The 24222-nt window shown below is 68.5% G+C and carries 23 protein-coding genes; 21 read left to right on the top strand and 2 right to left on the bottom strand.

The genetic code is table 11. The features are described 5' to 3' along the window. The 8 genes from C1877_RS04025 (at nucleotide 1) to C1877_RS03990 (ending at nucleotide 8516) form a co-directional block, all read left to right on the top strand. Nucleotides 1–1335 (top strand): DUF1385 domain-containing protein, encoded by a 1335-nt coding sequence (locus C1877_RS04025; RefSeq protein ID WP_114568448.1) that lies wholly within the window; start codon nucleotides 1–3, stop codon nucleotides 1333–1335. A gap of 42 nt (nucleotides 1336–1377) precedes the next feature. After that, nucleotides 1378–2304, top strand: coding sequence for a CPBP family intramembrane glutamic endopeptidase (locus C1877_RS04020; RefSeq protein ID WP_015540350.1), 927 nt, complete (start codon nucleotides 1378–1380; stop codon nucleotides 2302–2304). A gap of 148 nt (nucleotides 2305–2452) precedes the next feature. Continuing rightward, nucleotides 2453–3229, top strand: a complete 777-nt coding sequence (locus C1877_RS04015; RefSeq protein WP_015540349.1) for an ABC transporter ATP-binding protein — start codon at nucleotides 2453–2455, stop codon at nucleotides 3227–3229. Then, complete coding sequence (locus tag C1877_RS04010; RefSeq protein ID WP_015540348.1) at nucleotides 3226–4401, top strand: ABC transporter permease; 1176 nt, start codon at nucleotides 3226–3228, stop codon at nucleotides 4399–4401. Before C1877_RS04015 ends, C1877_RS04010 begins: the two co-directional genes overlap by 4 nt. Before the next feature lie 184 nt (nucleotides 4402–4585). Then, nucleotides 4586–5317 (top strand): amino acid ABC transporter ATP-binding protein, encoded by a 732-nt coding sequence (locus C1877_RS04005; protein WP_041239717.1) that lies wholly within the window; start codon nucleotides 4586–4588, stop codon nucleotides 5315–5317. 7 nt (nucleotides 5318–5324) lie between these two features. Beyond that, nucleotides 5325–6149: a transporter substrate-binding domain-containing protein gene (locus tag C1877_RS04000; RefSeq protein WP_015540347.1), complete on the top strand. Its 825-nt coding sequence runs from the start codon at nucleotides 5325–5327 to the stop codon at nucleotides 6147–6149. After that, a complete protein-coding gene (locus tag C1877_RS03995; protein ID WP_114568447.1) occupies nucleotides 6142–7857 on the top strand; it encodes an amino acid ABC transporter permease in 1716 nt (571 codons plus the stop codon). The genes C1877_RS04000 and C1877_RS03995 overlap by 8 nt, the downstream gene beginning before the upstream one ends. Next, complete coding sequence (locus tag C1877_RS03990) at nucleotides 7854–8516, top strand: amino acid ABC transporter permease (protein ID WP_015540346.1); 663 nt, start codon at nucleotides 7854–7856, stop codon at nucleotides 8514–8516. Before C1877_RS03995 ends, C1877_RS03990 begins: the two co-directional genes overlap by 4 nt. Nucleotides 8517–8616: 100 nt before the next feature. Here C1877_RS03990 and C1877_RS03985 read toward each other — a convergent pair whose 3' ends face one another. After that, nucleotides 8617–9084 carry a hypothetical protein gene (locus C1877_RS03985; protein ID WP_015540345.1) on the bottom strand — a complete coding sequence of 156 codons (468 nt, stop codon included), beginning with the start codon at nucleotides 9082–9084 and terminating at the stop codon, nucleotides 8617–8619. A gap of 572 nt (nucleotides 9085–9656) precedes the next feature. Between C1877_RS03985 and C1877_RS03980 the strand changes: the two genes are divergently transcribed. The 5 genes from C1877_RS03980 (at nucleotide 9657) to C1877_RS03960 (ending at nucleotide 15541) form a co-directional block, all read left to right on the top strand. Next, nucleotides 9657–10013: a type II toxin-antitoxin system RelE/ParE family toxin gene (locus C1877_RS03980; protein ID WP_114568446.1), complete on the top strand. Its 357-nt coding sequence runs from the start codon at nucleotides 9657–9659 to the stop codon at nucleotides 10011–10013. After that, nucleotides 10006–10278, top strand: coding sequence for a helix-turn-helix domain-containing protein (locus C1877_RS03975; protein WP_114568445.1), 273 nt, complete (start codon nucleotides 10006–10008; stop codon nucleotides 10276–10278). The genes C1877_RS03980 and C1877_RS03975 overlap by 8 nt, the downstream gene beginning before the upstream one ends. A gap of 254 nt (nucleotides 10279–10532) precedes the next feature. After that, complete coding sequence (locus tag C1877_RS03970; protein WP_114568444.1) at nucleotides 10533–13094, top strand: DNA topoisomerase I; 2562 nt, start codon at nucleotides 10533–10535, stop codon at nucleotides 13092–13094. Nucleotides 13095–13494: 400 nt separating this feature from the next. Further along, entirely contained in the window at nucleotides 13495–14418 is a 924-nt protein-coding gene (gene mdh / locus C1877_RS03965) for a malate dehydrogenase (RefSeq protein ID WP_114568443.1), read from the top strand. A gap of 331 nt (nucleotides 14419–14749) precedes the next feature. Beyond that, complete coding sequence (locus tag C1877_RS03960; protein WP_114568561.1) at nucleotides 14750–15541, top strand: nitroreductase family protein; 792 nt, start codon at nucleotides 14750–14752, stop codon at nucleotides 15539–15541. Nucleotides 15542–15584: 43 nt separating this feature from the next. On the opposite strand, the gene C1877_RS03955 is transcribed toward C1877_RS03960, so the two are convergent. Beyond that, nucleotides 15585–16595 carry an NADP-dependent oxidoreductase gene (locus C1877_RS03955; RefSeq protein WP_220149890.1) on the bottom strand — a complete coding sequence of 337 codons (1011 nt, stop codon included), beginning with the start codon at nucleotides 16593–16595 and terminating at the stop codon, nucleotides 15585–15587. Nucleotides 16596–16887: 292 nt separating this feature from the next. Here C1877_RS03955 and C1877_RS03950 point away from each other — a divergent pair, with 292 nt between their 5' ends. The 8 genes from C1877_RS03950 to C1877_RS03915 all read left to right on the top strand — a co-directional run bounded on the left by C1877_RS03950 (nucleotide 16888) and on the right by C1877_RS03915 (nucleotide 24195). Further along, nucleotides 16888–17208, top strand: coding sequence for a hypothetical protein (locus C1877_RS03950; RefSeq protein ID WP_114568442.1), 321 nt, complete (start codon nucleotides 16888–16890; stop codon nucleotides 17206–17208). A gap of 12 nt (nucleotides 17209–17220) precedes the next feature. Continuing rightward, the gene (locus C1877_RS03945; protein WP_041239713.1) at nucleotides 17221–17412 is read left to right on the top strand and encodes a helix-turn-helix transcriptional regulator; all 192 of its coding nucleotides are present in this window, start codon (nucleotides 17221–17223) and stop codon (nucleotides 17410–17412) included. 80 nt (nucleotides 17413–17492) lie between these two features. After that, a complete protein-coding gene (locus tag C1877_RS03940) occupies nucleotides 17493–18362 on the top strand; it encodes a fumarate hydratase (RefSeq protein ID WP_114568441.1) in 870 nt (289 codons plus the stop codon). Beyond that, entirely contained in the window at nucleotides 18359–18901 is a 543-nt protein-coding gene (locus tag C1877_RS03935) for a FumA C-terminus/TtdB family hydratase beta subunit (protein ID WP_114568440.1), read from the top strand. Before C1877_RS03940 ends, C1877_RS03935 begins: the two co-directional genes overlap by 4 nt. Nucleotides 18902–18944: 43 nt before the next feature. Then, the gene (gene tmk / locus C1877_RS03930; protein ID WP_181813786.1) at nucleotides 18945–19886 is read left to right on the top strand and encodes a dTMP kinase; all 942 of its coding nucleotides are present in this window, start codon (nucleotides 18945–18947) and stop codon (nucleotides 19884–19886) included. Nucleotides 19887–19889: 3 nt separating this feature from the next. Next, entirely contained in the window at nucleotides 19890–21059 is a 1170-nt protein-coding gene (locus tag C1877_RS03925; protein WP_041239354.1) for a DNA polymerase III subunit, read from the top strand. Between the two features lie 13 nt (nucleotides 21060–21072). Beyond that, nucleotides 21073–22635: a PSP1 domain-containing protein gene (locus C1877_RS03920; protein ID WP_114568439.1), complete on the top strand. Its 1563-nt coding sequence runs from the start codon at nucleotides 21073–21075 to the stop codon at nucleotides 22633–22635. An 81-nt stretch (nucleotides 22636–22716) separates the two neighbouring features. Continuing rightward, the gene (locus C1877_RS03915) at nucleotides 22717–24195 is read left to right on the top strand and encodes a nicotinate phosphoribosyltransferase (protein ID WP_181813785.1); all 1479 of its coding nucleotides are present in this window, start codon (nucleotides 22717–22719) and stop codon (nucleotides 24193–24195) included. Nucleotides 24196–24222 lie beyond the last annotated feature (27 nt).

Below are 24222 nucleotides of genomic sequence, written 5' to 3'. Positions count from 1 at the left end.
ATGGGCGAAGAGAAGAGCGACCTCTCGCGCGCGTTCTCGGAAGACGGCGCCCGCAAGACGCACGTGGGCGGGCAGGCCCTCATCGAGGGCATCATGATGCGCGGCAAGTACAACTGGTCGGTGGCCGTGCGCGAGCCTGCGGGCGAGATCTACGTGGAGGAGCACGACCTGGCGAGCGGCCGCAAGAAGAACGGCTGGCTGCACTGGCCGCTCGTGCGCGGCTGCCGGGCGCTCGTGGAGTCGCTCGTGCTGGGGTTCAAGGCGCTCGAGATCGCCGCGGAGCATGCGTTCGCGGAAGAGGGCGACGAGGCCGAGGAGTCGGGCGAGGGACCTTCCCGCGACCGCGCCGGCTCGCCTGCGCGACGCCCCGCCGGCTCGGCGGGCGCCCCTGCGGGCGGAGAGGGGGAGGCGCCGGGCGCGGCGGGGGCGTTCTCGTGGAAGGACGACTTCGGGCGGCCGGACACGATGATCGACGCCCTCGGGGCGCAGACGACGCTCGAGGTCGTCGGCGGGCCGGATGCCGCAGGCGGCGAGGGCGCCGGCGCCCCGTGCGACGAGGGCGCCCCCGAGGCCGAGAAGAAGTCCTTCCTCGACCAGGAGGCGGAGTTCGGCAAGGGGGCCATGGCGGTTTCCATGGTGCTGGGGCTCGTGCTGGGCGTGGTGCTGTTCATCGTGGCGCCCGCCTTCGTCACGAACCTCCTGGTGGGGGAGTACGACCAGAACACCGTGCTCTGGAACGTCGTGGACGGCCTTCTGCGCGTGGCCGTGTTCGTGTTCTACCTCTGGCTCATCGGGCGCATGGCCGAGATCAAGCGCATGTTCGGCTACCACGGCGCCGAGCACAAGACCATCCACTGCTACGAGCACGGCCTGCCGCTCACCCCCGAGAACGCGCGCAGCTTCCCGCGCCTGCACGTGCGCTGCGGCACGGCGTTCCTCATCATGGTCATGATCATCGCCATCCTGGTGTACACGGTCACGCCCATCAACGGGCTCATCGCGGCCTGGGGCGTTCCCGACGGCGCGCCGAAGCTGGCGCTGGTCATCCTCGTGCGCATCCTGCTCATGCCCGTCATCGCCGGCATCTCGTACGAGATCACCGTGCGCTGGGCGGGCAGCCACCCCGAGAACCCGCTGGTGAAGGTGGTGCTGTGGCCCGGCATGCAGATGCAGTACCTCACCACCAACGAGCCCGACGACGGCCAGATAGAGTGCGCCATCGCGGCCATGCAGCGCGTGCTGGAACGCGAGGAGGCCGAGGCGGCGAAGGTCTCGGGCGCGCCGTCCTCAACGCGCGGGGGAGACGGGATGGAGCAAGCGGAACCTGCCGTCTGATCAGGGATCCTGCCCGCAGGTCGGGTGGAGAGAGGGAAGACGATGAACGTTGTGCTCAAGAACAGGCGCGGCATGGTGCGGTCCGGTTGGATCATCGCGCTGTGCCTGCTCGCCTATAACGCCCTCATCTACTCGCTCACGGACTGGGCCGGTGCCGCGTTGGGCGCGGCCGCCGATGCCGCCAACCTCGATGCCGCATCGTATGCCGCGTTCGTCGAATGGATGAACGGGCCCGAGATGTACCTCGCCATCCAGTATCTGAACGAGGCCGTCTTGCTGGTCGTTCCCCTGGCCGCATGGAGGCTTATGCGGTACCGTTGGCAGGATATCGGGCTCCGGGATTTCCGCACCCGGCTCAAAAAGGACGGCGTCGCAGGCCTGGTGCTGGGCTCCGCCCTGTGCACTGCCATATTCCTGCTGCTGCTCGCCACGGGAAACATGGTGGTCGAAGGGCTGAACTCCCCGCTCTCCCTCCCGCTGCTCGCCTGGGCGCTGCTGTTCGTGTTCGTGGGCGTTGCCGAGGAGGTCATGTACCGCGGGTTTATCATGTCGGTGCTGCGCAGGACGAACAGCAAGGTCTTGGCGATAGCCGTGCCGTCGCTGATGTTCGGTGCGCTCCACCTGACCAACCCGAACCTCACCCCGCTCTCCGTCGTCAACGTCATGCTGATCGGGGTGGCGTTCTCCGTCATGTACTACAAGTCGGGCAACCTGTGGATGTGCATCGGGTACCACATCGCGTGGAACCTGTTCCAGTCGGTGGTCTACGGTATGCCGGCAAGCGGCGTGGACGTTCCCTCGATCGTGGTGGGCGGCTACCCGGTGGGCAACCTGCTCAACGGCGGGGCCTTCGGGATCGAGGGCGGCGTGCTCGCCACGGTCGCTGCGCTCCTGGCGCTGGCGTACGCCCTCTTCCGCTACCGCGCTTCCCGCTATCGTTTCTTCGAGGAGGCGGGGAAGGAGGGGTGACGCCCCTTTCGCGCCCCCGGCGTTTGCCTCCGCTCGGCGAGGACGGGGCGGAGCCGCCCTCGCCGACGTGAGAAAAATGCTTGCCCCCCCCCCCTGACTGCTACACTGTTGCGGAACCGTTTCCGATCCGACTCCGAAAGGCGGGCCGATGGAACCAGCCATCACCGTTACGAACTTGCGGAAGACCTTCAGGCTCTCCGCCAAGCAGCGCAAGCTCGAGCGCACCGACGCGAGGACGAAGACCGCCGTCGACGGCCTCACGTTCGAGGTGCGCCGCGGCGAGATCTACGGCCTCTTGGGCCCGAACGGCGCCGGCAAGACCACCACGCTGCGCATGCTGGCGGCGCTCGTGAAGCCGGACGAGGGCAGCGCGTTCGTGGAAGGCGTCTCCGTGGTGGACGACCCCATGAGGGTGCGCGGCATCATCGGGTTCCTGACGAGCGAGCTCAAGCTGGAGGAGACGTTCTCGCCGGACTACCTGTTCGACTTCTTCTCGGAGCTGCACCACGTGGAGCCGGCCGTGCGCGACGCGCGCAAAAAGGCGCTGTTCGGGCGCTTCGGCATCGACCGGTTCGCGCAGACGAAGGTGGCCGACCTGTCCACCGGCATGAAGCAGAAGACGTCGCTTGCGGTATCGCTTGTGCACGACCCCGACGTCATCATCTTCGACGAGCCCACGAACGGCCTCGACGTGCTCACGGCGAAGGTCGTGACCGACTTCCTGGCGGAGCTGAAGGGCCAGGGCAAGACCATCCTCTTGTCCACGCACATATTCAGCCTGGTGGAGAAGGTGTGCGACCGTGCCGGCATCGTCATCGGCGGACGCATGGCGGCCAGCGGCACCCTGCCGGAGCTCACGCAGGGACGCTCCCTCGAGGACGCGTTCTTCGACCTGTACGCCGCGAGCGTGGGGGAGGCCTCATGAGAAGCAACGTGCTTACGATAGCCAAGAAGGAGCTGGCGAGGTTCTTCAGCAACAAGGCGTCGGCCTTCGTGTCCATCGCGCTGCCCGGCCTGCTCATCTTCGTCATGTGGACCGTCATGGGCGACGCCATGGGCTCCCTGTTCTCGCCCGACGAGGGCAAGCGCCCCGTGGTGGCCGCGGTGAACGTGCCGGCGAGCATCGAGGCGCTGGCGCCCGAGGGCGGCATCGACGTGGTCGACGAGGCGGCCCTGCCCGGGCCCGAGGAGATGCGCGAGCGCATCGGGCAGGGCGACGTGCAGGCGTTCGCCGTGTTCCCTGCCGGGTTCGACGAGGCCGTGGCGGCCTACGACCCGGCATCGGGCGAGCCGGCTCCGCAGGTGGAGGTCTACTACGACTCCACCGACCCCAACTCGTCGCAGGCGTACGCGGCCTTCACCGGCCTGCTCGACGCCTACGAGTCGTCGCTGGCGAACCGTTTCGACGTGAACGCGGGGCAAGGCGCCTACAACGTGGCCGCGGAACGCGACATCGCCGGCTCGCTCGTGGTGTCCATCGTGCCCATGCTGCTGCTCATCCTGTTGTTCACCAGCTGCATGAACATCGCGGCGGAGTCGGTGGCCGGCGAGAAGGAGCGCGGCACCATGGCCACGCTCTTGGCCACGCCCATCAAGCGGCGCGACATAGCGCTCGGCAAGGTGCTGGCCATCACCCTTATCGGCCTGGCCATCGCCGCGTCCAGCATGCTGGGCATCTTCGCGGGGCTGCCCGGCATCATGCAGGGTGCGGTGGACATGAACGTGTACGGGCCGGCCGACTACCTGCTGCTGGTGCTGGTGGTGGTGTCCACCACGCTGCTTGTGGTCATGCTCATCACCGTGGTGTCGGCCTTGGCCAAGACCACGAAGGAGGCGGGCATGTACCTGACGCCGCTCATGATCGTGGTCATGCTCGTAGGTATCCTCGGCATGTTCGGCGGCGGTGCGCAGGAGGATATCTGGTTCTACCTCGTGCCGCTCTACAACTCCGTGCAGTGCATGATCGGCATCTTCACGTTCGACTTCCAGCCGCTGAACGTGGCCGTGTGCGTGCTGGGCAACCTGGTGTACACGGGCGTCGGCGTGCTCGTGCTGCAGCGCATGTTCAACAGCGAGCGGCTGATGTTCGCACGCTAGGCCGTGCGCCGGTTTCGCGCGCATTCCCGCCGATTTCGCTATCGTCAGCCTTCCGTAACCTACCCGCCATCTGGGGCGATGACGTGCATGCTAGACTGGTCGATGCACTTCGTCATGAAATCTTGCAAGACCGCGGCGCGCTGACGATCGCGGCCTTTCACGCGGGAAACGGGAGGCTCCGACGGTGGGAAGCGCGATATCGGTCAAGGACATACGCAAGAACTTCGGAACGGTCGAGGCGCTCCGGGGCGTGTCGCTCGAGGTCGACGAGGGACAGAAAGTGGTGGTCATCGGCCCGTCCGGCTCGGGCAAGAGCGTGCTCATCCGCTGCATCAACGGGCTGGAGACGCCGGACTCCGGCTCCATCACGGTGGAGGGCATGGATCTCGCCGACCGGCATGTGAACGCACGCGCCCTCGCCCGCGACGTGGCCATGGTGTTCCAGAGCTACAACCTCTACCCGCACAAGACGGTGCTGGAGAACGTGACGCTCGCCCCCATCAAGGTGCTGAAGGTGCCGCGCGAGCAGGCCGAGCGCGACGGCCGCGCCTATCTGGACCGCGTGGGCCTGTCCGACAAGGTGGACAAGTATCCCGACCAGCTCTCCGGCGGCCAGCAGCAGCGCGTGGCCATCGCCCGTGCCCTCAACATGCATCCCAAGATCATGCTTCTGGACGAGCCCACGAGCGCGCTCGATCCCGAGATGGTGCAGGAGGTGCTCGACGTCATCAAGTCGCTCGCCGAGACCAGCATGACCATCGTCATGGTCACCCATGAGATGGGCCTGGCGCGCGAGGCGGCCGACACGGTGGTGTTCATGGAGAACGGCCTGATCGTCGACCAGGGCACCCCGCACTACCTGTTCGACGAGACCGACAACGCCCGCGTCAAGAGCTTCCTGTCGAAGATCCTGTGAGGCGGCCATGATCACGAGACGCACCTTCATTCGCACGTCGGCGCTGGCCGTGGCCGGCCTCGCGCTGGCCGGCGGTCCGATCGCCCTCGCGGGCTGCGCGCCCGACGGAGACGTGCTGCGCGTGGGCACGAAGATCGACGTGCCGGGCTTCGGCTTCCAGAACCCCGAGACGGGCAACATCGAGGGCATGGAGGTGGACATCGCGCGCGAGCTGGCCAAGCGCATCAAGGGCGACCCGAACGCGCTCCAGGTGACCGGGGTGAACGTGACCACGCGCGGCGCGATGCTCGACAACGGCACGCTCGACGCGACGCTGGCCACGTTCACCATCACCGAGGCGCGCAAGAAGAGCTACAACTTCTCGCGCCCGTACTACACCGACCACATCGGCGTGCTGGTGAAGAAGTCCTCCGGCATAACCGACCTGGCGGACCTCGACGGGAAGACCGTGGGCGTGGCGCTGTCGGCGACGACGCGCGACAAGCTGACGGCCGCCGGCGACGAGATCGGCATCCATATGAAGTTCGCCGAGTACTCGACGTATCCCGAGGTCAAGATAGCGCTCGTCACCGGGCGCGTCGATGCCTTCTCGGTGGACCGCTCCATCTTGAACGGCTACGTGGACGATTCCACCATGCTGCTGGACGCGCAGTTCGCGCCGCAGGAGTACGGCGTGGCCACGAAGAAGTCGAACACCCAGCTGGCCGACCAGATCGATGCCGCCATCGGCGCCATGTCCGACGACGGCACGCTGCGCTCGCTCCAGGAGCGCTGGGGGCTCGTGGACGACGCGCCCGCCGGAGACGGGAAGGACGGTGGGCAGGATGCTTGACATCTTCGCGCCCTACAAGTGGGAGGCGCTCTTCCAGCGCTGGCCCGACATCCTGGCCGCGTTCGGCACCACGGTGGGCATCTCCGTGCTCGCGCTCGTCATCGCGCTGGCGCTTGGCATCGTGTTCGGCGTGCTGTCGGTGTCGCGCATAGCGCCTTTGCGCTGGGTGACCCGCGTGTACGTGGAGGTGGTGCAGAACGTGCCGCTGCTTCTGCAGGTGTTCGTTTTCTACGCCATCTTCCCGCTGCTGGGGTTCTCCCTCGCCGCGTTCTGGATCGGGGTTCTGGCCATCGGCATCTACCATGGCGGCTATATCTCCGAGGTGGTGCGCAGCGGTATCGGCTCCATCCATCGCGGGCAGTTCGAGGCGGCGAAGAGCCAGGGCTTCTCGTACTGGCAGTCGATGTTCGTGATCATACTGCCCCAGGCCATCCGCATCATCATGCCGCCTTTGGCCGTGCAGGCGGCGAACCTCGTGAAGAACACCTCGGTGCTGGCGCTCATCGCGGGCGGCGAGCTCATGTACTTCTCGAACTCGTTCGCCGGCGCCACGAGCTACTACGGCCCCGTGTACGTGGTGGCGGCGCTGCTGTACTTCGTCATCTGCTTTCCGCTGTCGCGCCTGGCGCTGTACCTCGAGCGCCGCACCCGCGCGCACCGGCATCTGTCCACGGGCGACGCGACCGAGGAGCTGGCCGAGGATGCGCTCGAGGTCACGCCGGGCACGCACGACATCACCGGGCGCGCGGCGGCCGACGCGCTTGCCGGCGGCGTGGGCACCATGTTCGAGACGGTGGATATAGCCCCGGCCCGCCAGGCCCCCTCTCCGCGCCACCCGCTGCACGTGCTGGGAGACGAGGCGGACGGCCCGGCCGAGCGCGGGCCGATGGAGCAGGCGTACACCGGCCGTGTGGCCGCCGAGATCGCCGACGAGATAGGCCGCGAGATAGCGCAGGAGATAGCCGAGGAATGCGGCGACGACGAGGCCTGCGCAGCGCGCGCGATGCGCACGAAGGCCGGACGCGTGAAGGCTCACCGCCGCCTGGAGCGCCGCGCGGCCGCCCGCCGCGGGGTGGAGAGCACGGTTGCCGGCAAGGCCGAGGCCGGCGCCGCCGCGCCCGCGTCGCCGGATGCCGTGGCCGAGGGCGTGCGCGACCTGGGAGCGAGGCGCTCGCCGGAGGCCGACGAGGCCTTGGCCTCGCGGGCCGAGACGGCCACGAGCGACCGCATCACCCGCGACGTGCGCAAGCGCGTCGACGGCGGCGCCGCGTTGGAGGCCGATGCGCAACGTGCTCCCGTCGAGGCTGCTGGCGCGGAGGGCGGGCGCACGGTGCATCGCCAACGTGCCGACGCGCACGACGAGGCCGAGCTGGGAGCGGAGGCCTTCCTCGACAACGACTACGTGCCCGGCGAGCTGGACGCGCCGGCAGAGCGGCCCGCCCACGTGCGCGCGCCGCACGACGAGGCCGACTTCGACGCCGAGAGCGAGGATGCGGCCGCGCGCCAAGCTCGGCGCGAACGTCGCAGCGGCGACGAGGAGGCGAGGGAGTCCAGCGGGCCGGAAACGGTCGTGCCCGAAGACGTGGACATGGAGGCGTTGGCCGGCATGGCCGCCCGCGCGGCCGACGATGCCGCCGCGCGTATGGAGCGCCTGCGGCGCGAGGGCCTCGAGGGCCTTGGCAAAGACGAGCGAGGGGAGGGCAAATGAGCGACATAGCCGCCCTATTCACCTGGGTGAACATACGATTCCTGCTGCAGGGCCTGGGCATGACGCTGCTGATATCCGCGCTGGCCATCCTGTGCTCGGTGGTGCTCGGCGCCGTCATCTCGGTCATGCGCACGTCGAACAGCCGCGTGCTGCGCGGCGTGGCCACGGTCTACATCGAGATATTCAAGAACACCCCGCTGCTCCTGTGGATCATGTTCACGTTCTTCGTGGCGCAGCTGCCGCCCATCGGCGCGGCGGTGCTCGCGTTCACGCTGTTCACCAGCGCGAGCGTGGCCGAGATCGTGCGCGGCGGCCTGGCGAGCGTGCCGTTCGGCCAGTACGAGGCCGCGAAGTCGCAGGGCTTCTCCACCGTGCAGACGTACCTGCTGATCATCCTGCCCCAGGCGCTGCGCAACATGGTGCCCGCACTGCTGTCGCAGTTCGTCACCACCATCAAGGACACGAGCTACCTCTGGGGCGCCATGGCGCTGCAGGAGCTCATGGGCCGCGGCATGATACTCATGAACAGCTACAACTCGACGGTGCAGATCTTCGCCATCTTCGGCATCATGGCGCTCATCTACTTCGTCGTGTGCTTCACGCTCTCGCAGATCGTGCGCGCCTATCAGCGCCGCCTGAAGGAGGCGCGCACGGCGTAGGGGTGTGACAAAAGGACGGGGATAATGTCACATTCCTGGAAGTTTCGCAGGGTCGTACCGCGTCGAGGAATGTGACATTATCCCCGTCCTTTTGTCACACCTACTGTGCGAGCGCCAGGTACGGCAGGTACGCCTGCGCGCTCTCGGGGACGGCGAGGGTGACGTTCTGGCCGTAGGCCGAGATGGTGACGTAGCCTGGGTCGTCGTAGGTGGTGATGGTGCCGTCGATGCCCGCGTACGACCCGTCCACGGTGCCCGACTCCACGGCACCCGCGGGCAGCGCGGCGGCCTGCCAGCTGTCGATGTCCAGCTCGGCCACGAGCGCGTCCACCTGGTCGGCCGTGAGGCCGGTTGCGGCGGCTATGTCGTCCTTGCGTTCGTCGATGGCGCTCTTCACCTGGCCTTTGAGGTCGGTTGCGTCCATGGCGGCGTTCGCGACGGCGGCCTTGGCGCCCTGCGCCGCATCGCTCACGGGGCCGAGCGAGGTGTTCGAGAACACGACGACGCCCACGCCGACGAGCACGACGACGGCGAGCAGGGCGAGAAGCGCTCCGAGGACTTTCTTCATGAGGTGCCTCCTTGCGGTTTGGATGGCCTGCGCGGCGTGCGGTGCGCCGTGCGGCGCTGCTGCGCGGTCGCGCGGCTGCGGGCGGTTCCGCCGCTGGTGCGTTTCGTGGTCGATGCGCGCGGCGGTGGGTGTCGTGGTTCGGCGGCCTACCCGAAGGATAGCCTACCCGAGAATCGCCCGGTTCACGAAACGCCCGCAGCTTCTCCAACGCGCGGTAACGAAATCCCCATCGCATTTCCCGAAGCGGTTCGGCGTCCCTCCGGGCATGCAGTACGCCGTCAGGGATTTCTGCAGCGGAGCGAAAACCGCAAGATTCGTGCGCCGATCGTGCGAGGATTCGGCAAGAAACAGGCGGCTGCCGCGCAAGAAGCGCACGGCCGGATCGCGCGAAACGCGCAAGGTTCCCGCGGTTTTGCGACGGTCGGCTCACGGTCGCCGCGCAAGGTCGGCGCTATGATCGGAGGAGGATTGCGAGAATGGGCGGCAGAAGGCAAGACGGGTATAAGACGGGATGGTACTTGCGAATATAACATATATGTTATATATTGTTCGTACCCTCGCAAGGGGGAGAAATGGAAGAGTTCGAGGTTGTTTTCTACCGAAGGCCGAACGGGACGACGCCCATGGACGAGTTCCTCGAATCGCTTCCCCCGAAGCTGAACGCGAAGGTGCACCGCGACCTCGGGGCTTTGCGCGAGGAGGCCCATAGGCTGCGCGAGCCGCAATCGAAGTGCATGGGAGGCGGGTTGTTCGAGCTGCGCAGCAGGCAGGGCGACGACATCGCGCGGTCGTTCTACTTCTTCTTTTCGGGCGACCGCATCGTCGTGACGAACGGGTTCGTGAAGAAGACGCGGAAGACGCCTTGCAGGGAGCTCGCCCGCGCGCTTGCCTACAAGGCCGATTGGGAAGAGAGGTTTGACAATGGATGATCTGGACAGGAGCCATCAGAAGTACATGCAGGACCCCGAGTACGCCGCCGAGTACGAGCGCTTGGAGCCGGTGTACGACATTATCAGCGCGATCACGCTGGCGCGCGCCGAGCAGAACCTCACGCAGCGCGAGCTCGCAGAGCGCTGCGGCATGAGGCAGAGCGCGTTCGCCCGCCTGGAGTCCGGCAACGCGAACCCCACGCTCAAGACGCTGCAGCAGGTGGCAAAGGGGCTTGGCAAGAAGCTGCGCATCAGCTTCGTGTGACGCGAAGCCGCCGCGTCCCCTCGGCGCTGCGCGACCCGCTGGTTCCGCACTCGCTTCAAGATACGTAATTTTCGCCGCAACCGCCGCAAATCGTGTATGCTGGCGTCTGTTGCGCCCGACGACGGGCCGCGCGCCGCCTTGCCGCGGCCGCGCCTGCCCGAGCGCGCCATCCCCGCACACGTTAATAAACGAATGGGGCATCGTGTGAACGCGATCAGGCCGCGGGAGGCGGCCGGAAGAAGAGGAGGAACCGCGTGAAGCTGGTGGTAACCGAGAAGAACGACGCGGCTCAGAAGATCGCCGACTTGCTCGGCGTCAAGAAACCCAAGGCGGACAAGGTGTATTCCACGCCGGTGTACCGCTTCGACGTGGACGGCGAGGAGTGGGTGACCATCGGCCTGCGCGGCCACATCCTGGAGCCCGATTTCACCCCGACCATGGTGTACAAGAAGCGCGGCGGCTGGCAGGGCGTCACGGAGGAGGGCGAGACCTTCCCCGCGCAGCTGCCCGCGACGCTGCCCAAGCCCCCCTTCAAGAAGAAGAAGCCCTTCACCGAGGACGGCGTGGAGCTCAAGGCCTGGAAGATGGACGCGCTGCCGTACCTCGTGTACGCGCCCATCAAGAAGCAGCCCAAGGAGAAGGAGATCATCCGCTCCTTGAAGAACCTGGCGAAGAAGGCAGACTCCATCATCATCGCCACCGACTTCGACCGCGAGGGCGAGCTCATCGGAAGCGACGCGCTCTCCTGCATCCAGGAGGTGAACCCCGACGCGCCCGTGTCGCGCGCGCGGTACTCGGCGTTCACGAAAGAGGAGATCACGCACGCCTTCGACAACCTGGTTGAGCTGGACGTGAACCTGGCCTCCGCCGGCGCCTCGCGCCAGGACATCGACCTCATCTGGGGCGCGGTGCTCACGCGCTACCTCACGCTCGTGAAGTTCGCCGGCTACGGCAACGTGCGCTCGTCGGGCCGCGTGCAGACGCCCACGCTCGCCCTGATCGTGGCGAAGGAGCGCGAGCGCCTGGCGTTCGTGCCCGAGGACTACTGGGTGATCCGCGGTGCGTTCGGCACCGATCCGGACGCCTTCGAGGCCCCGCACGCCACGGCCCGTTTCAAGGTGGAGGCCGAGGCGAGCGCGGTCATGGCGCACGTGGAGGGCGCGACCACCGCCCGCGTGTCGGGCGTCGAGAAGAAGAAGCGCACGGTCCAGCCGCCAGCACCCTTCAACACCACCTCGCTCATGGCCGCCGCGTCCGCCGAGGGCCTCTCGCCGGCGCGCACCATGCGCATCGCCGAGAGCCTCTACATGGACGGCTACATCTCGTATCCCCGCGTGGACAACACGGTGTACCCGAGCTCGCTCGACCTCGCCGAGACCGTGCGCGCCATCTCCGGCAACCCCGCTTACGCGCCCTACTGCAAGGAGCTCCTGGCGAAGGGCGAGCTCAAGGCCACGCGCGGCAAGAAGGAGACGACCGACCACCCGCCCATCTACCCCACGGCCAAGGCCACGCCCGACGACCTCGCGCCCGCCGACTACAAGCTGTACAACCTCATCGCGCGGCGCTTCCTGGCCACGCTATCCGAGGCGGCCGTCGTCGAGGGCACCAAGGTGTCGCTCGACGTGAACGGCGAGCCGTTCGTCGCAAAGGGCGATGTGCTGTCGAAGCCGGGCTTCCGCGCCATCTACCCGTACGGCCTGAAGAAGGACGAGCAGCTGCCCGCGCTCGCGGAAGGCGAGACGATCGCGTTCAACGGCGCCGTCTGCACGAAGAAGCAGACCGAGCCGCCCGCGCGCTACAGCCAGGGCAAGCTCATCCAGGAGATGGAGAAGCTGGGGCTGGGAACGAAGTCCACGCGCCACTCCATCATCGAGCGCCTCTACGCGGTGAAGTACATCGTGAACGACCCCATCGAGCCCAGCCAGCTGGGCATGGCGGTGTGCGACGCGCTTGACAAGTTCGCGCCGCACATCACGCACCCCGAGATGACGGCCGAGCTTGAGGAGGAGATGGACAACATAGCCGAGGGCCGCACCACGAAGGCCCAGGTGGTGGACACGTCGCGCAACCTCCTGTCCGACCAGCTGGCAAGCCTCCTCCCGCATTCGGAGGAGGTGAAGGACGCGCTCGCCGACGCCGTGGCCGCCGACGCCTACGTGGGCCCGTGCCCCAAGTGCGGCAAGGATTTGCAGTTGCGCGCCAGCCAGAAGACGCGTGGCATGTTCATCGGCTGCGCCGGCTGGCCCGACTGCGACGTCACCTACCCGCTGCCCAAGGGCAAGGTGGAGTCCGTGCCTGAGCCGTGCCCGACTTGCGGCATGCCCCAGGTGAAGGTGACGGCCTTCCGCAGCAAGCCGCGTACCATCTGCATCGACCCGAACTGCTCCACCAACAAGGAGCCCGACGTGATCGTGGGCGAGTGCCCCGTGTGCAAGGAGAAGGGCAAGCAGGCGAACCTCGTGGCGCAGAAGAACCCGCGCACGCTCAAGCGCTTCATACACTGCGAGAACTACGAGGAGTGCGGGGTGGGCTACCCGCTTCCGCAGTACGGCGCGCTCCAGGCCACGGGCGAGGTGTGCGAGCACTGCGGCGCGCCGATGGTCATCGTGACCACCGCGCGCGGGCCCTGGAAGCTCTGCCCCAACTTCGACTGCCCCGGCAAGGAGCAGGACGAGGAGAAAAAGGGCGCGTCGGGCGCGAAGGGGGCCGTGAAGAAGGCCCCGGCCAAGAAGGCGCCCGCCAAAAAGCCCGCGGCGAAGAAGGCTCCCGCGAAGAAGCCGGCTGCCAAGAAGGATTCCTCCGACAAAGCCTAGCGGCCGATTCCCGATCGATCGTCTGGTCGGCCCTGACCGACCTCGACAGCGCAGCCCCGCGGCTGCGCTGTCCTGTACCTGCGCATCGACCGGTCGGCCGGGCGAAGGCTTCGGGCTCTTGCCGCACACTTTTCACCAGTTTTTTACGTTGGAAGGCGGGTTTTCCGACCTGTGAAGCCGGACAGGCTATCAGCGTTGACCGTTTCCCCTGATCGCGTTTCCTTGCGGCGAAGTCTCAAGTGCCAGAGTGCAGAAATCTGGTGAAAAGTGTGCCTCGCGGTTCCGCATCACCAACTGCGACGTGCCGTTTCGCTGGAGATGCGCGCCTTTCGGTCGCCGCCGGCAGTGCGGGGCGCTACAATGCGGGGCGCAGAACCTGACTTCGAAGGAGAGCAATCACATGCCCAAGGTAACCATCGTCGGCGCCGGCAACGTCGGTGCCACCGCCGCCCACATCATCGCGTCCAAGAACCTGGCCGACGTCGTGCTCATCGACGTGGCCGAGGGCCTGCCCCAGGGCAAGGCGCTCGACATGATGCACATGCGCAGCGTGGAGAAGTTCACGGTCAAGGTGGCCGGCACGAACGACTACGCCGACACGCGCGACTCCGACGTGGTGGTCATCACCGCCGGCATCGCCCGCAAGCCCGGCATGACCCGCGAGGACCTGCTCGGCGTGAACGCCGGCATCATGAAGTCGGTGATCGGCCAGGCCAAGGAGGCGTCCCCGAACGCGGTGTTCATTTGCGTGACGAACCCGCTCGACGTCATGACCACGCTGGCGTTCCGCGAGAGCGGCCTGCCGGCGGAGCGCCTCATGGGCATGGGCGGTGTGCTGGACTCCTCGCGCCTGTCGTTCGCGGTGTGCGAGAAGCTCGGCTGCGAGCCGGCGGCCGTGGAGGCGTGGGCCGTGGGCGCGCACGGCGAGGGCATGGTGTGCTGGCCGCGCTTCACCACGGTGGACGGCACCCCCATCACCGAGCTCATGGACGAGGCGGCCGTGGCCGAGGTCGTGCAGCGCTGCGTGAAGGGCGGCGCCGAAGTCGTGGCGCACCTCAAGACCGGCAGCGCCTACTACGCGCCCGGCGCGTCCATCGCCAAGATGGTGGAGGCCATCCTGGGCGACACGCACGAGATCATGAGCGTGTGCGCGCACATCGACGGCCAGTACGGCATCGACGACCTCTACATGAACGTGCCCGTGCGCTTGGGCCGCGACGGCGTGGAGGAGGTCGTGGAGTTCGACCTCGACGACGAGGAGCTCGCGGCGCTGCGCGCGTCTGCGGACAGCGTGCGCGCGGGGTTGGCGAACCTGCCGGAGTAAGTGCGAAGTGGCGCGGCGAAGGATTGGGATGCGTGTCGTGCATCCCGCATCCCAATCCTGTGCCAGTTGTCCTGCACCAGGCATTCCGCGTTGCACCCCCTACGACGCCCGCTTCCAATCCTTTCTTCAGTCCTAGCTCCACTTGCCCTTCGGGCGCGGAGGAAGGCTTCGGGATGCGCGCGTCCTGCGCCGCGCCGATGGCCTGACGCGTCCTTGGCGAATCGGCGCGGCGTGCGTTAGCCGGCCGCACGCCGCCCCCGCGCCAAAGAGGGGGCGTGGGACAGTGGGGAAGCGCCCGTGTCGGGCGCTTCCGTTTTCAAGGAGGATGTTCATGCTGATCGAAATAGATGCCGAGCGCTGCATCGGGTGCGGGCGGTGCGTTGCCGACTGCGTGGGGTCGAACCTGCTGGTTGAGGATGGGACGGCGCGCGTGAAAGGCCGCTGCATCCTGTGCGGGCACTGCGTGGCCGTCTGCCCGACGGCGGCGGTGTCCATTCCGGGTTACGACATGGCCGACGTGGAGCCGTCTGCGCCGGCGGGCGAGACGATCGACGCCGCCGACCTCCTGCGCGCCATCAAGTCGCGTCGCAGCGTCCGTTCGTTCAAGCCGGAGCCGGTGGGACGCCAAGAGCTCGAGTTCGTGCTGCAGGCAGGTCGCTACACGGCCACGGCGAAGAATGCGCAAGGCTGCCGGTTCATCGTGGTGCAGGACGGCCTCGCCGAGCTCAAGCGCCTCGTGTGGGATGGCATCGGGGATCTGCTCGCGCTGCCGGCCGAGGAGAAGCCGCGCTGGGCGAAGCTCTACAAGCCGTTCCTGCGCGACGCGCAGGCCGGCAAGCAGGACTTCCTGTTCCGCGACGCGCCGGCCGTCGCGTACGTGGCCGCCGAGCGCGCCGACGACGCGGGCCTGGCGGCGCAGAACATGGAGCTCATGGCCGCCTCGCTCGGCCTGGGCGTCCTGTTCAACGGCTACCTCTGCCGCGCCTCCGAGGAGCTTCCCGCCGTGCGCGCGTTCCTCGAGGCAGGGGAGAAGCCGCTGCAGATGTGCCTGCTGCTCGGCTACCCCGCCGTGTCCTACCCGCGCACGGCCCCGCGCCTGCCGGGCGACTTCGTGGTGAAGTAGCGCGCTCCGGCCTGTTCGAAACGCGCTGGGGTCGGGCGCGGCCTCACCTCACCTTCAGGACGATCTTGCCCTTGGCGCGGCCGGACTGCGAGTAGTCGAGCGCCTGCTGCGCTTCGGCCAGGGGAAACACCTTGTCCACGACGGGCACGAGGCGGCCTTCCTCGTAGAGCCCCGCCAGGACGGCGAGCTGGCGGGCGTCGGGCCGCACGAAGATCATGTTGTACGTCACGCCGTAGCACTTCTCGCGCAGGGTGAGGGGAAGCGACGCTGCGCGCAAGGCCTCGGTCTTCCAGAAGCCCAGGTGCTGCGCCTTGCCGAAGCGCGCGTTGGGCGTGCCGTTGAGCGACACAACGCGCCCGCCGCGCCGCAGGATCTTGAACCCCTCGTCCAGGCTCTTGCCGCCGAACACGTCGTAGAGGCAGTCGTAGCCGTGGAGCACCTTCCAGAAGTCGACGGCGCGGTAGTCGATGACCTCGTCCGCGCCCAGCCGTTCCACCAGCGCCCGCCCGCGCTCGCTCGCCGTGGTGGCCACGTAGGCGCCCATGACCTTCGCCAGCTGGATGGCGAAGGTGCCGATGCCGCCCGCGCCCGCCTGGATGAGGATGCGCTCGCCGGATCGCAGGCCCATGAGCTCGTTGAACGCCTGGTAGGTGGTCAGGCCCACGAGCGGGACGGAGGCCGCCTGCTCGAAGTCGAGGTTCTTCGGCTTGAGCGCGATGCCCTCGGCCTTCACGGCGAAGAACTGGGCGAACGTGCCCACCATGGTGCGGCGCGGCAGGCCGTACACCTCGTCGCCCACTTTGAACCGCGTCACCTGAGAGCCCGTCTTGACGACCGTGCCCGCGAAGTCGAAGCCCAGGACGAGCGGCATGCGGTAGTCGATGAGCAGCCGAAGCACGCCGTCGCGGATCTTGAAGTCAACGGGGTTCACGCTGGCGGCATGCACCTCCACGAGCACCTCGTCGGGCGCGATGGCGGGGATGGGCAGCACGAACTCCTCCAGCTGCTTCTGGTGGTAACGGGATATGCCCATCGCCTTCATCATGGTGGTCATAGGATCCTCCTCGCGTGATGCGGATGCTTGCGGAGGATCATGGTAGGCCGTGCGGGGGCGGTTTGCTCACGTCGGCAGGCTCCGGTTGCCGTGGCGTTGGGCGCCCGTATGGCCACGGGGGGCGGCGCGGCCCGGTTCAGCCTTAGTGAAAGAGGGTATGGTGTAAGGGTTTTCGAGGTGTGCTCCCGCTTTAGGCGCATCGCAAAAAAGTAAAGAACTCTTGACATTCTGACATGAACGAGGCATACTGCGAAATGTCAAGAGTTCTTTACTTTTACGAGAGGAGCCGATCATGGACGAGATGGAGAAGTCGATCAGGACGAAGTCCCAATCGCTGGGGTACAAGTTCGCGGTCCTGCTGCTGGCGACATGGACGCTCGTCAACCTGGTGCTGTACGTGGCTGCGGGGCGCGCGCACGACATGCTGCCCACGCTCGTGCTCATAGCCGTGCTGCTGGCGCAGGGCTTCTCCGAGGAGTCCATGAAGCGCCGCATGGTGGAGGGCGACGACGAGTACCATGAGCCCAACCGGACGGTGCGCATCGTCGTGGGCGCGTTGGGCGTGGCGCTGGTGACGTTCTTCGCCGGCTTCTTCGCCCTGTACGCGGCGTAAGCGGGCGGCACCATGCGCAACGACATCAAGCGCCTGCGCAAAGCGCTGGGCCTGCGGCAGGAGGACCTGGCCCAGCGCTGCGGCGTGAGCCGCCAGACCATCGTGGCCGTGGAGAACGACAAGTACGACCCCACGCTGCCGCTCGCCCTGCGCCTCGCCCGCGAGCTCGGCACGACCGTGGAGGAATTGTTCCACCTGGAGTGACCGCTCGGGTCGGGATCCTTGCAGGCACGTCCCGGCAACGTGGGAGGCGGATCGGGCGGGTTGCGGTATAATTCATCCCCATGGAAACCATCATCACGAAATCACAGGTCGCGGACGCCGTCTACGCGGCCATCCCGCGGCTGGCGTGCGAGCTGCCGGCCGACATCGAGGCGGGGATCGCATCTGCGCGCGCCGCGGAGGACAACCCGCGCGGGCGCGCCGTGCTCGACCAGCTGGCGGAGAACGCGCGCATCGCACGCGAGGACCGCGTGCCCATCTGCCAGGACACCGGCACGGTGTGGGCGAGCCTCGAGATAGGCCCCGACGTGCTCGTGCGCGGCGACGTGCTCGCCGACGTGGACGACGCGGTGGCCCGCGCTTACGACGAGGCGCGCCTGCGCAAGTCGGTGGTGCGCGACGCTGTGCTCGACCGCGCGAACACCGGCGACAACACCCCCGCGTTCTGCGACATCCATCCGGTGGACGAGCCGGGCGCGGCGCGGCTGCACCTCATGCTGAAGGGCGGCGGCTCGGACAACGCGAGCCGCGTGGTCATGCTCGTGCCGGGCGCCGGCAAGCAGGGCATCGTGGACGAGCTTACGCGCTGCGTGCGCGAGAAGGGCGCGAACGCCTGCCCGCCGCTCGTGGTGGGCGTCGGCATCGGCGGCACGTTCGACAAGGTGGCGGGCCTTGCGAAGCGGGCGCTCATGCGCCCGGTGGACGAGCCGGCGGCCGACCCGCGCGTGCGCGCGCTCGAGGAGGAGCTGCTCGCGGCCGTGAACGCCACGGGCGTGGGCCCCGGCGGCCTCGGCGGCAAGACGACGGCGCTCGCCGTGCGCGTGGCCACGGCCCCCTGCCACATCGCGGCGCTGTCGCTCGCCATCAACATGGGATGCTCCGCCATGCGCCGGTGCACGATCGACCTTGCGGCGGAAGGGGGCGCGCGATGAACGGCGAGCCTGTCCGCCTGTCCCTGCCTCTCGACCGCGCGCGGCTCGCCGAGCTCCATGCGGGCGACGCGTGCCTGCTCACGGGCCCCCTGTACACGCTGCGCGATGCCGGGCACGTGCGCCTCATGGCCGAGCTCGAGGCCGCGGACGGCACGCTGCCCTACGACCTGGACGGCCAGGCCATCTTCTATGCCGGTCCCACGCCCGCGGCCGCCGGCCGGCCGTTCGGCGCGGTCGGGCCCACCACGGCCAGCCGCATGGACTTCGCCGCCCCGGCGCTGCACCGCGCGGGCGTCGCGGCCACGGTGGGCAAGGGGCGCCGTTCCGCCGAGGTGCGCGACGCCTGCCGCGAGACGGGTTCCGTTTATTTCGTGGCGTGCGGCGGCGCTGCGGCCTACCTGGCCAAGTGCGTGGCATCATCGGAGACGGTGGCGTACGACGACTTGGGAACCGAGGCGCTGCGCCGCATCGAGGTCGTGGACTTCCCCGTGTTCGTGGGCGTGGACGTCCAGGGGCGCGACGTGTACGACCTCGCCTGAGCGCGCCGCTTCCGGCGCTGACCGTTAGGATCGAAAAGACACCGTGACGCAGGAACTTGCCGAAAACGATGCCCCGCGCGGCATCTTCATAACGTTCGAGGGCGGCGAGGGCGCCGGCAAGACGACGCATATCCGCTTCCTGTCCGAGAAGCTGTGCGAACGCGGCCGCGAGGTCGTGCGCCTGCGCGAGCCCGGCGGCACCGCCGTGGGTGAGGAGCTGCGCGCCGTGGTGCTGGACCCGAAGAACGACAACCTCTCCGACGAGGCCGAGCTGCTCATCTACGAGGCCGCCCGCGCGCAGATCGTGGCGGAGGTCATCCGCCCGGCGCTCGAGCGCGGCGCCGTGGTGCTGTGCGACCGCTTCGCGGACTCCACCATCGCCTACCAGGTGCACGGGCGCGGGCTGGACGCCGCCTTCGTGGGGCAGGCGAACGCGTTCGCCTGCCAGGGCATTTCGCCCGACCGCACCATCCTGCTGACCACGGGCGGCTCGGCGCGCACGGGGCTCTCGCGCGCCACGCACCGCGGCGCCGACCGGCTGGAGCGGGCGGGCGAGGAGTTCCACACGCGCGTGAACGAGGGCTTCCTGGACATCGCGCGGGCCCACGCCGACCGCGTGCGCGTGGTGCAGTCGGCCGCGCGGAAGTCGCGGACGTCGGAGCTCGTGTTCCGCGAGCTGGCCGACCTCTTCCCCTGGATGGCGGACGTCGTGGACGACCCGTCGTACTTCGCCCCGCTCGACGTGCGCCGCCCGCGCCCTCAAGGAGCGCGCGGCGGTTCGGGCCATCGCGGCGGCAGCAACGGCAACAACCGTGGCAGCGGCGGCACCCGCAACGGCGCCGAGGGCGGCGCGAAGGGGAAGGGCGGCAACCGCGGCAACCCCGGAGCGAAAGCCGGCCGCAACGGCGGCGACCGGGCCAGGCAGGGGAAGCCCTCGCAGGGCTTGGACGGCGGCGCCCCGCGCGGCAAGGGCCAGGGGAGGTAGGCCGTGGCCGACGCCTTCGAGAACATACTCGGGCAGCCGCAGGTGCGCGAGTTCCTTCGCGCGAGCGTGGCGAGCGAGCGCGTGACGCATGCGTACCTGTTCACGGGCCCGGCCGGCTCGAACAAGACGATGGCCGCCTATGCGCTGGCCCAGGCGCTGCTGTGCCCGAAGGGCCCCCACGGCCCACGGGGCGGCGAGTGCGGCGCCTGCGACATCTGCCGGCGCGTCAAGCGCAAGAAGCACCCCGACGTGCGCTACTTCGCGCCCGAGGGCGCCGGCGGCTACCTGGTGGACCAAATCCGCGACATCGCGGCCGACACGGTGCTCGCGCCCATCCAGGCCGACCGCAAGATATACATCCTCGACCGCGTGGACCTGCTGGGCGTCCAGGCGGCCAACGCCTTCCTGAAGACGCTGGAGGAGCCCCCGTCCGACGTGGTGCTCATCCTCTTGGGCCGCACGCGCGAGAGCGTTCTGCCCACCATCTTGTCGCGCTGCCAGGTGGTGCCGTTCCGCCACATCCCGGCCAGCGAGGCCGCCGGCATCCTGGCGCAGAACACGGGCGCGTCGCGGGAGAAGGCCCGCATCGCCATCGAGGCGTGCGACGGCTCCATCACGCGCGGCATCGAGTTCCTGAAGTCCAACGAGCGCCTGGCGTTCCGCGCCCGCGTGCTCGAGGCGCTGGCCCTGCTGCGCAACGCCGACGACTGGGACCTCGTGGGCCAGGCGGGCGAGCTCGTGGTGCTGGCGAAGGCCCCGCTCGACGTCGTGCGCGCCGCGCAGGAGGAGGAGCTGGCCGAGAACGCGGACTTCCTGGCGAAGTCGGCCATCCGCCAGATAGAGGCGCGCAACAAGCGCCAGCTGACGGCGAAGAGCCTCGAGTCGCTGCGCCAGCTCACGGCCATCATCCGCTCGTGGCTGCGCGACGTGCTGGCCGTGTGCGCCGAGACGCCCGAGCTCGTGATAAACGTGGACGCCCGCGGCGCGATAGAGGACGCCGCACGCGCCACCGACGAGGCCCGCGTGGCCGCCGCGCTTTCGGCCGTGCGCCGCTGCGACGAGGCCATCTCGTATAATGTATCCCCTGAGACATGCATCGACGCGCTGCTCTTCGAAACAAGGGACGCGCTCTACCGCCCCCGCCCGCCCGCGGGCGCCGGGGCCGTGAGATAGAGAGGTATCGGCAATGGTTCGCATAGCGCCCATCAGGCTCGCCTACAACCCCAAGACGCTCTGGTTCGACCCGGGCGACCTGGAATTGAAGAAGGAGGACCCCGTCGTGGTGTCCACGGCGCGCGGCCTGGAGTTCGGCCGCATGGCCGATGACGTGTTCGAGGCCGACGAGGCCCAGGTGAAGAAGCTGAAGACCGCGCTCAAGCCGGTGAAGCGCCTCGCGAGCGAAGAGGACGTCGCCCGCGCAGAGGAGATGTGCCGCCGCTCGGAGGAAGCGCTGCCCGTGTTCAAGCAGATGGCGGCCGAGGCGAGCGAGGACATGCACCCGGTGTCCGTGGAGTTCCTGCTCGACGGCGACAAGGCCGTGTTCTACTTCGAGGCCGAGGAGCGCGTGGACTTCCGCGAGCTCGTGCGCAAGCTGGCCGCGCACTTCCACGTGCGCATCGACATGCGCCAGATCGGCGTGCGCGACGAGGCCCGCATGGTGGGCGGCCTGGGGCATTGCGGCCAGGAGCTGTGCTGCAAGCGCCTGGGCGGCGAGTTCTGCCCCGTGTCCATCCGCATGGCCAAGGAGCAGGACCTCTCGCTCAACCCGCAGAAGATATCAGGCGTGTGCGGCCGCCTCATGTGCTGTTTGCGCTACGAGTTCGACGCGTACAAGGATTTCAAAAGCCGTGCCCCGAAGCAGAACTCGCAGGTGGAGACGCCGGCTGGCATGGCGAAGGTCGTGGACTTGGACGTGCCGCGCGAGATCGTGTCGCTCAAGGTGGAGGGCGAGAAGCCGGTGAAGGTGCCGCTCGCGGACTTCGAGCCGCCCGACGAGGGCAGCAACCGCCCGAACCGCGTAGGGCAGGACGCCTGGGACGAGGCCACGACTCAGGCGGTGATCGGCGTGGCGGGCGAGAGCTCCATCTTCGCCACCTCGCAGCTGACCGGGTCCGACAAGCTGGCCGACCCGAAGGCCGTGCGCCGCACGGGGTCGGGAGGCAAGGGCAGCTCGAAGGGCCGCGGCGGCGCAGGGAAGGGCTCCGGTTCCGGTGCGGGAACGGGCGGCGGCTCGGCCGGCTCCGGCAACGAGTCGCGCAAGCCGCGCCGGCGCCGCTCCACGAAGGTGGCGGCCGACGGCACGGCCCAGCCTGCGACGACCGAGGAGTCGCCGTCCAAGCGCAAGCCGAGGCAGGGAGGCGCGACGGCCTCCGGAGGCGGAAAGAAGCAGGGTTCGAAGAAGGGCGGCAGCGGCGCCCAGGGCGGCGGCAACGGCGGCAAGAAGGGCTCCGGCTCCCAGAACGGCCAGGGACGCAATGGCGGCGCGCCGACAGGCGGCGGCCGCGGCGGCGCGGACAAGAACGCCAAGAAGCAGGGCGCGAAGGGCGGCCAGGGCGCTGCCAAGCAGGGCCCGCGTCCCGGCCAGCGCTCGTCCGGCCTGCGCCAGCAGGGCGCCGGGGCCTCCGCGTCGGGCGCTCCCGGGGCCGCGCCGGGCGGCGAGGGCGGACACCGCCGGGCGCGCCGCCGCAGCCACAAGGCCGGCGGCCCGCAGGAGGGCCAGGGTGGCGCCGCGGGCGGCAAGGCCGAGTAGCCGGATGCTCGGGGAGGCGGCCCGCACCCTTGGCGGTGCCGCCGGGACGCTGCCGGCACCGGAACGCTGACGGAACGCCGCATGCTTGAGGAGGATGCATTGAAGCTCGATTACGCGCTGCTCACGGACCTGTACCAGATCACCATGGCGCAGGGGTACTGGGAAAGCGGGAAGGGCGCCACGGAGGCGTGCTTCCATATGTACTTTCGCGATTACCCGTTCAAGGGCGGCTACGCCGTGGCCTGCGGCATGGCCCAGCTCGCCGAGCTGGTGGAGGGCTTCGCGTTCTCCGAGGAAGACCGCGCCTACCTGGCGTCGCTCGACGCGCCGGGCGGTGGAAGGCTCTTCAAGCAGGAGTTCCTGGACTACCTGGCCGGCTACCGCCTGTCCGTGGACATCGACGCGGTGCCCGAGGGCACGGTGGTGTTCCCGCACGAGCCGATCGTGCGCGTGTGCGGCCCCATCATGGACTGCCAGCTTATCGAGACGGCGCTTCTGAACTGCGTGAACTTCGAGACGCTCATCGCCACGAAGGCGGCGCGCGTGTGCCAGGCGGCCCAGGCGCCCGTGGCGGAGTTCGGCCTTCGCCGCGCCCAGGGCGCGGCAGGCGGCCTCTGGGCGAGCCGCGCCGCCGTGGTGGGCGGCTGCGCGTCCACCTCCAACGTGCTGGCCGGCAAGCTGTTCGGCATCCCCGTGTCGGGCACGCATGCGCATTCGTGGGTCATGTCGTTCCCCGACGAGATATCCGCCTTCCGCGCCTACGCCGAGGCGTTTCCGAAGAACTGCATCCTTCTCGTGGACACCTACGATGTGGCCCAGGGCGTGAGAAACGCCATCACCGTGGGGCTGGAGATGCGCGCGCGGGGCGAGCGCCTGGCCGGCATCCGCATCGACTCGGGCGACCTCGCATGGCTCGCGAAGATGGCGCGGCGCATGCTGGACCAGGCGGGGCTCTCCGATTGCGGCATCGTGCTGTCGAACGACCTGGACGAGTTCACCATCCAGTCCATCCGCGACGAGGGGGCCCAGGTGATGTCGTGGGGCGTGGGCACGAAGCTGGCCTGCGCCTACGACCAGCCCACGCTGGGCGGCGTGTACAAGCTGTCGGCCACGCGCGAGCCGGGCGAGCGGGAGTGGACGGACCGCCTGAAGATCTCGGAGTCCGTGGGCAAGCTCACCACGCCCGGCGTGCTGGACGTGCGGCGCTACTTCTACTGCGACAACGGGCGGCTGGCCGGCGACATGGTGTTCGACGTGAACGCGCCGGGCGACCAGAGCCGCGAGGTGATCGTGGACCCCGCCGACGATCTTAGGCAGAAGAACCTTGCGGGGCTGTGCTCCAAGACGCTGCTCGAGCCGCTGGCGCGCGACGGCAGGACGGTGCTCGACGCCGCCGGGCGCGACGCGCAGGCGGCGCGCGCGCGGGCGCAGAAGGGGCTCGCGCTGCTCGACGAGAGCCAGAAGCGCATGCTGAACCCGCATACCTATCCTGTGGGCCTCGAATATGGTCTTTTTGAGCGCCGCCGCGAATTGGTTGCCCGCATGCGCGGCATCGCGTAGTTTAATGGGAGAACGATAACCTCGCGC

Origin of the sequence: Gordonibacter pamelaeae, assembly GCF_003340385.1 — a bacterium.
GTDB classification, from domain to species: Bacteria; Actinomycetota; Coriobacteriia; order Coriobacteriales; family Eggerthellaceae; genus Gordonibacter; species Gordonibacter pamelaeae.
This window is presented reverse-complemented; position numbering and strand designations above follow the sequence as displayed.

Coding starts and splice junctions, on each gene's coding strand:
- C1877_RS04000 (WP_015540347.1), top strand. CDS start 5,325: ATGATCACGAGACGCACCTTCATTCGCACGTCGGCGCTGGCCGTGGCC.
- C1877_RS03985 (WP_015540345.1), bottom strand. CDS start 9,084: ATGAAGAAAGTCCTCGGAGCGCTTCTCGCCCTGCTCGCCGTCGTCGTG.
- C1877_RS04015 (WP_015540349.1), top strand. CDS start 2,453: ATGGAACCAGCCATCACCGTTACGAACTTGCGGAAGACCTTCAGGCTC.
- C1877_RS03955 (WP_220149890.1), bottom strand. CDS start 16,595: ATGACCACCATGATGAAGGCGATGGGCATATCCCGTTACCACCAGAAG.
- C1877_RS03945 (WP_041239713.1), top strand. CDS start 17,221: ATGCGCAACGACATCAAGCGCCTGCGCAAAGCGCTGGGCCTGCGGCAG.
- C1877_RS04020 (WP_015540350.1), top strand. CDS start 1,378: ATGAACGTTGTGCTCAAGAACAGGCGCGGCATGGTGCGGTCCGGTTGG.
- C1877_RS03935 (WP_114568440.1), top strand. CDS start 18,359: ATGAACGGCGAGCCTGTCCGCCTGTCCCTGCCTCTCGACCGCGCGCGG.
- C1877_RS04010 (WP_015540348.1), top strand. CDS start 3,226: ATGAGAAGCAACGTGCTTACGATAGCCAAGAAGGAGCTGGCGAGGTTC.
- C1877_RS03960 (WP_114568561.1), top strand. CDS start 14,750: ATGCTGATCGAAATAGATGCCGAGCGCTGCATCGGGTGCGGGCGGTGC.
- mdh (WP_114568443.1), top strand. CDS start 13,495: ATGCCCAAGGTAACCATCGTCGGCGCCGGCAACGTCGGTGCCACCGCC.
- C1877_RS03940 (WP_114568441.1), top strand. CDS start 17,493: ATGGAAACCATCATCACGAAATCACAGGTCGCGGACGCCGTCTACGCG.
- C1877_RS03950 (WP_114568442.1), top strand. CDS start 16,888: ATGGACGAGATGGAGAAGTCGATCAGGACGAAGTCCCAATCGCTGGGG.
- C1877_RS03975 (WP_114568445.1), top strand. CDS start 10,006: ATGGATGATCTGGACAGGAGCCATCAGAAGTACATGCAGGACCCCGAG.
- C1877_RS03990 (WP_015540346.1), top strand. CDS start 7,854: ATGAGCGACATAGCCGCCCTATTCACCTGGGTGAACATACGATTCCTG.
- C1877_RS03915 (WP_181813785.1), top strand. CDS start 22,717: ATGCTTGAGGAGGATGCATTGAAGCTCGATTACGCGCTGCTCACGGAC.
- C1877_RS04025 (WP_114568448.1), top strand. CDS start 1: ATGGGCGAAGAGAAGAGCGACCTCTCGCGCGCGTTCTCGGAAGACGGC.
- C1877_RS03995 (WP_114568447.1), top strand. CDS start 6,142: ATGCTTGACATCTTCGCGCCCTACAAGTGGGAGGCGCTCTTCCAGCGC.
- C1877_RS03980 (WP_114568446.1), top strand. CDS start 9,657: ATGGAAGAGTTCGAGGTTGTTTTCTACCGAAGGCCGAACGGGACGACG.
- C1877_RS03920 (WP_114568439.1), top strand. CDS start 21,073: ATGGTTCGCATAGCGCCCATCAGGCTCGCCTACAACCCCAAGACGCTC.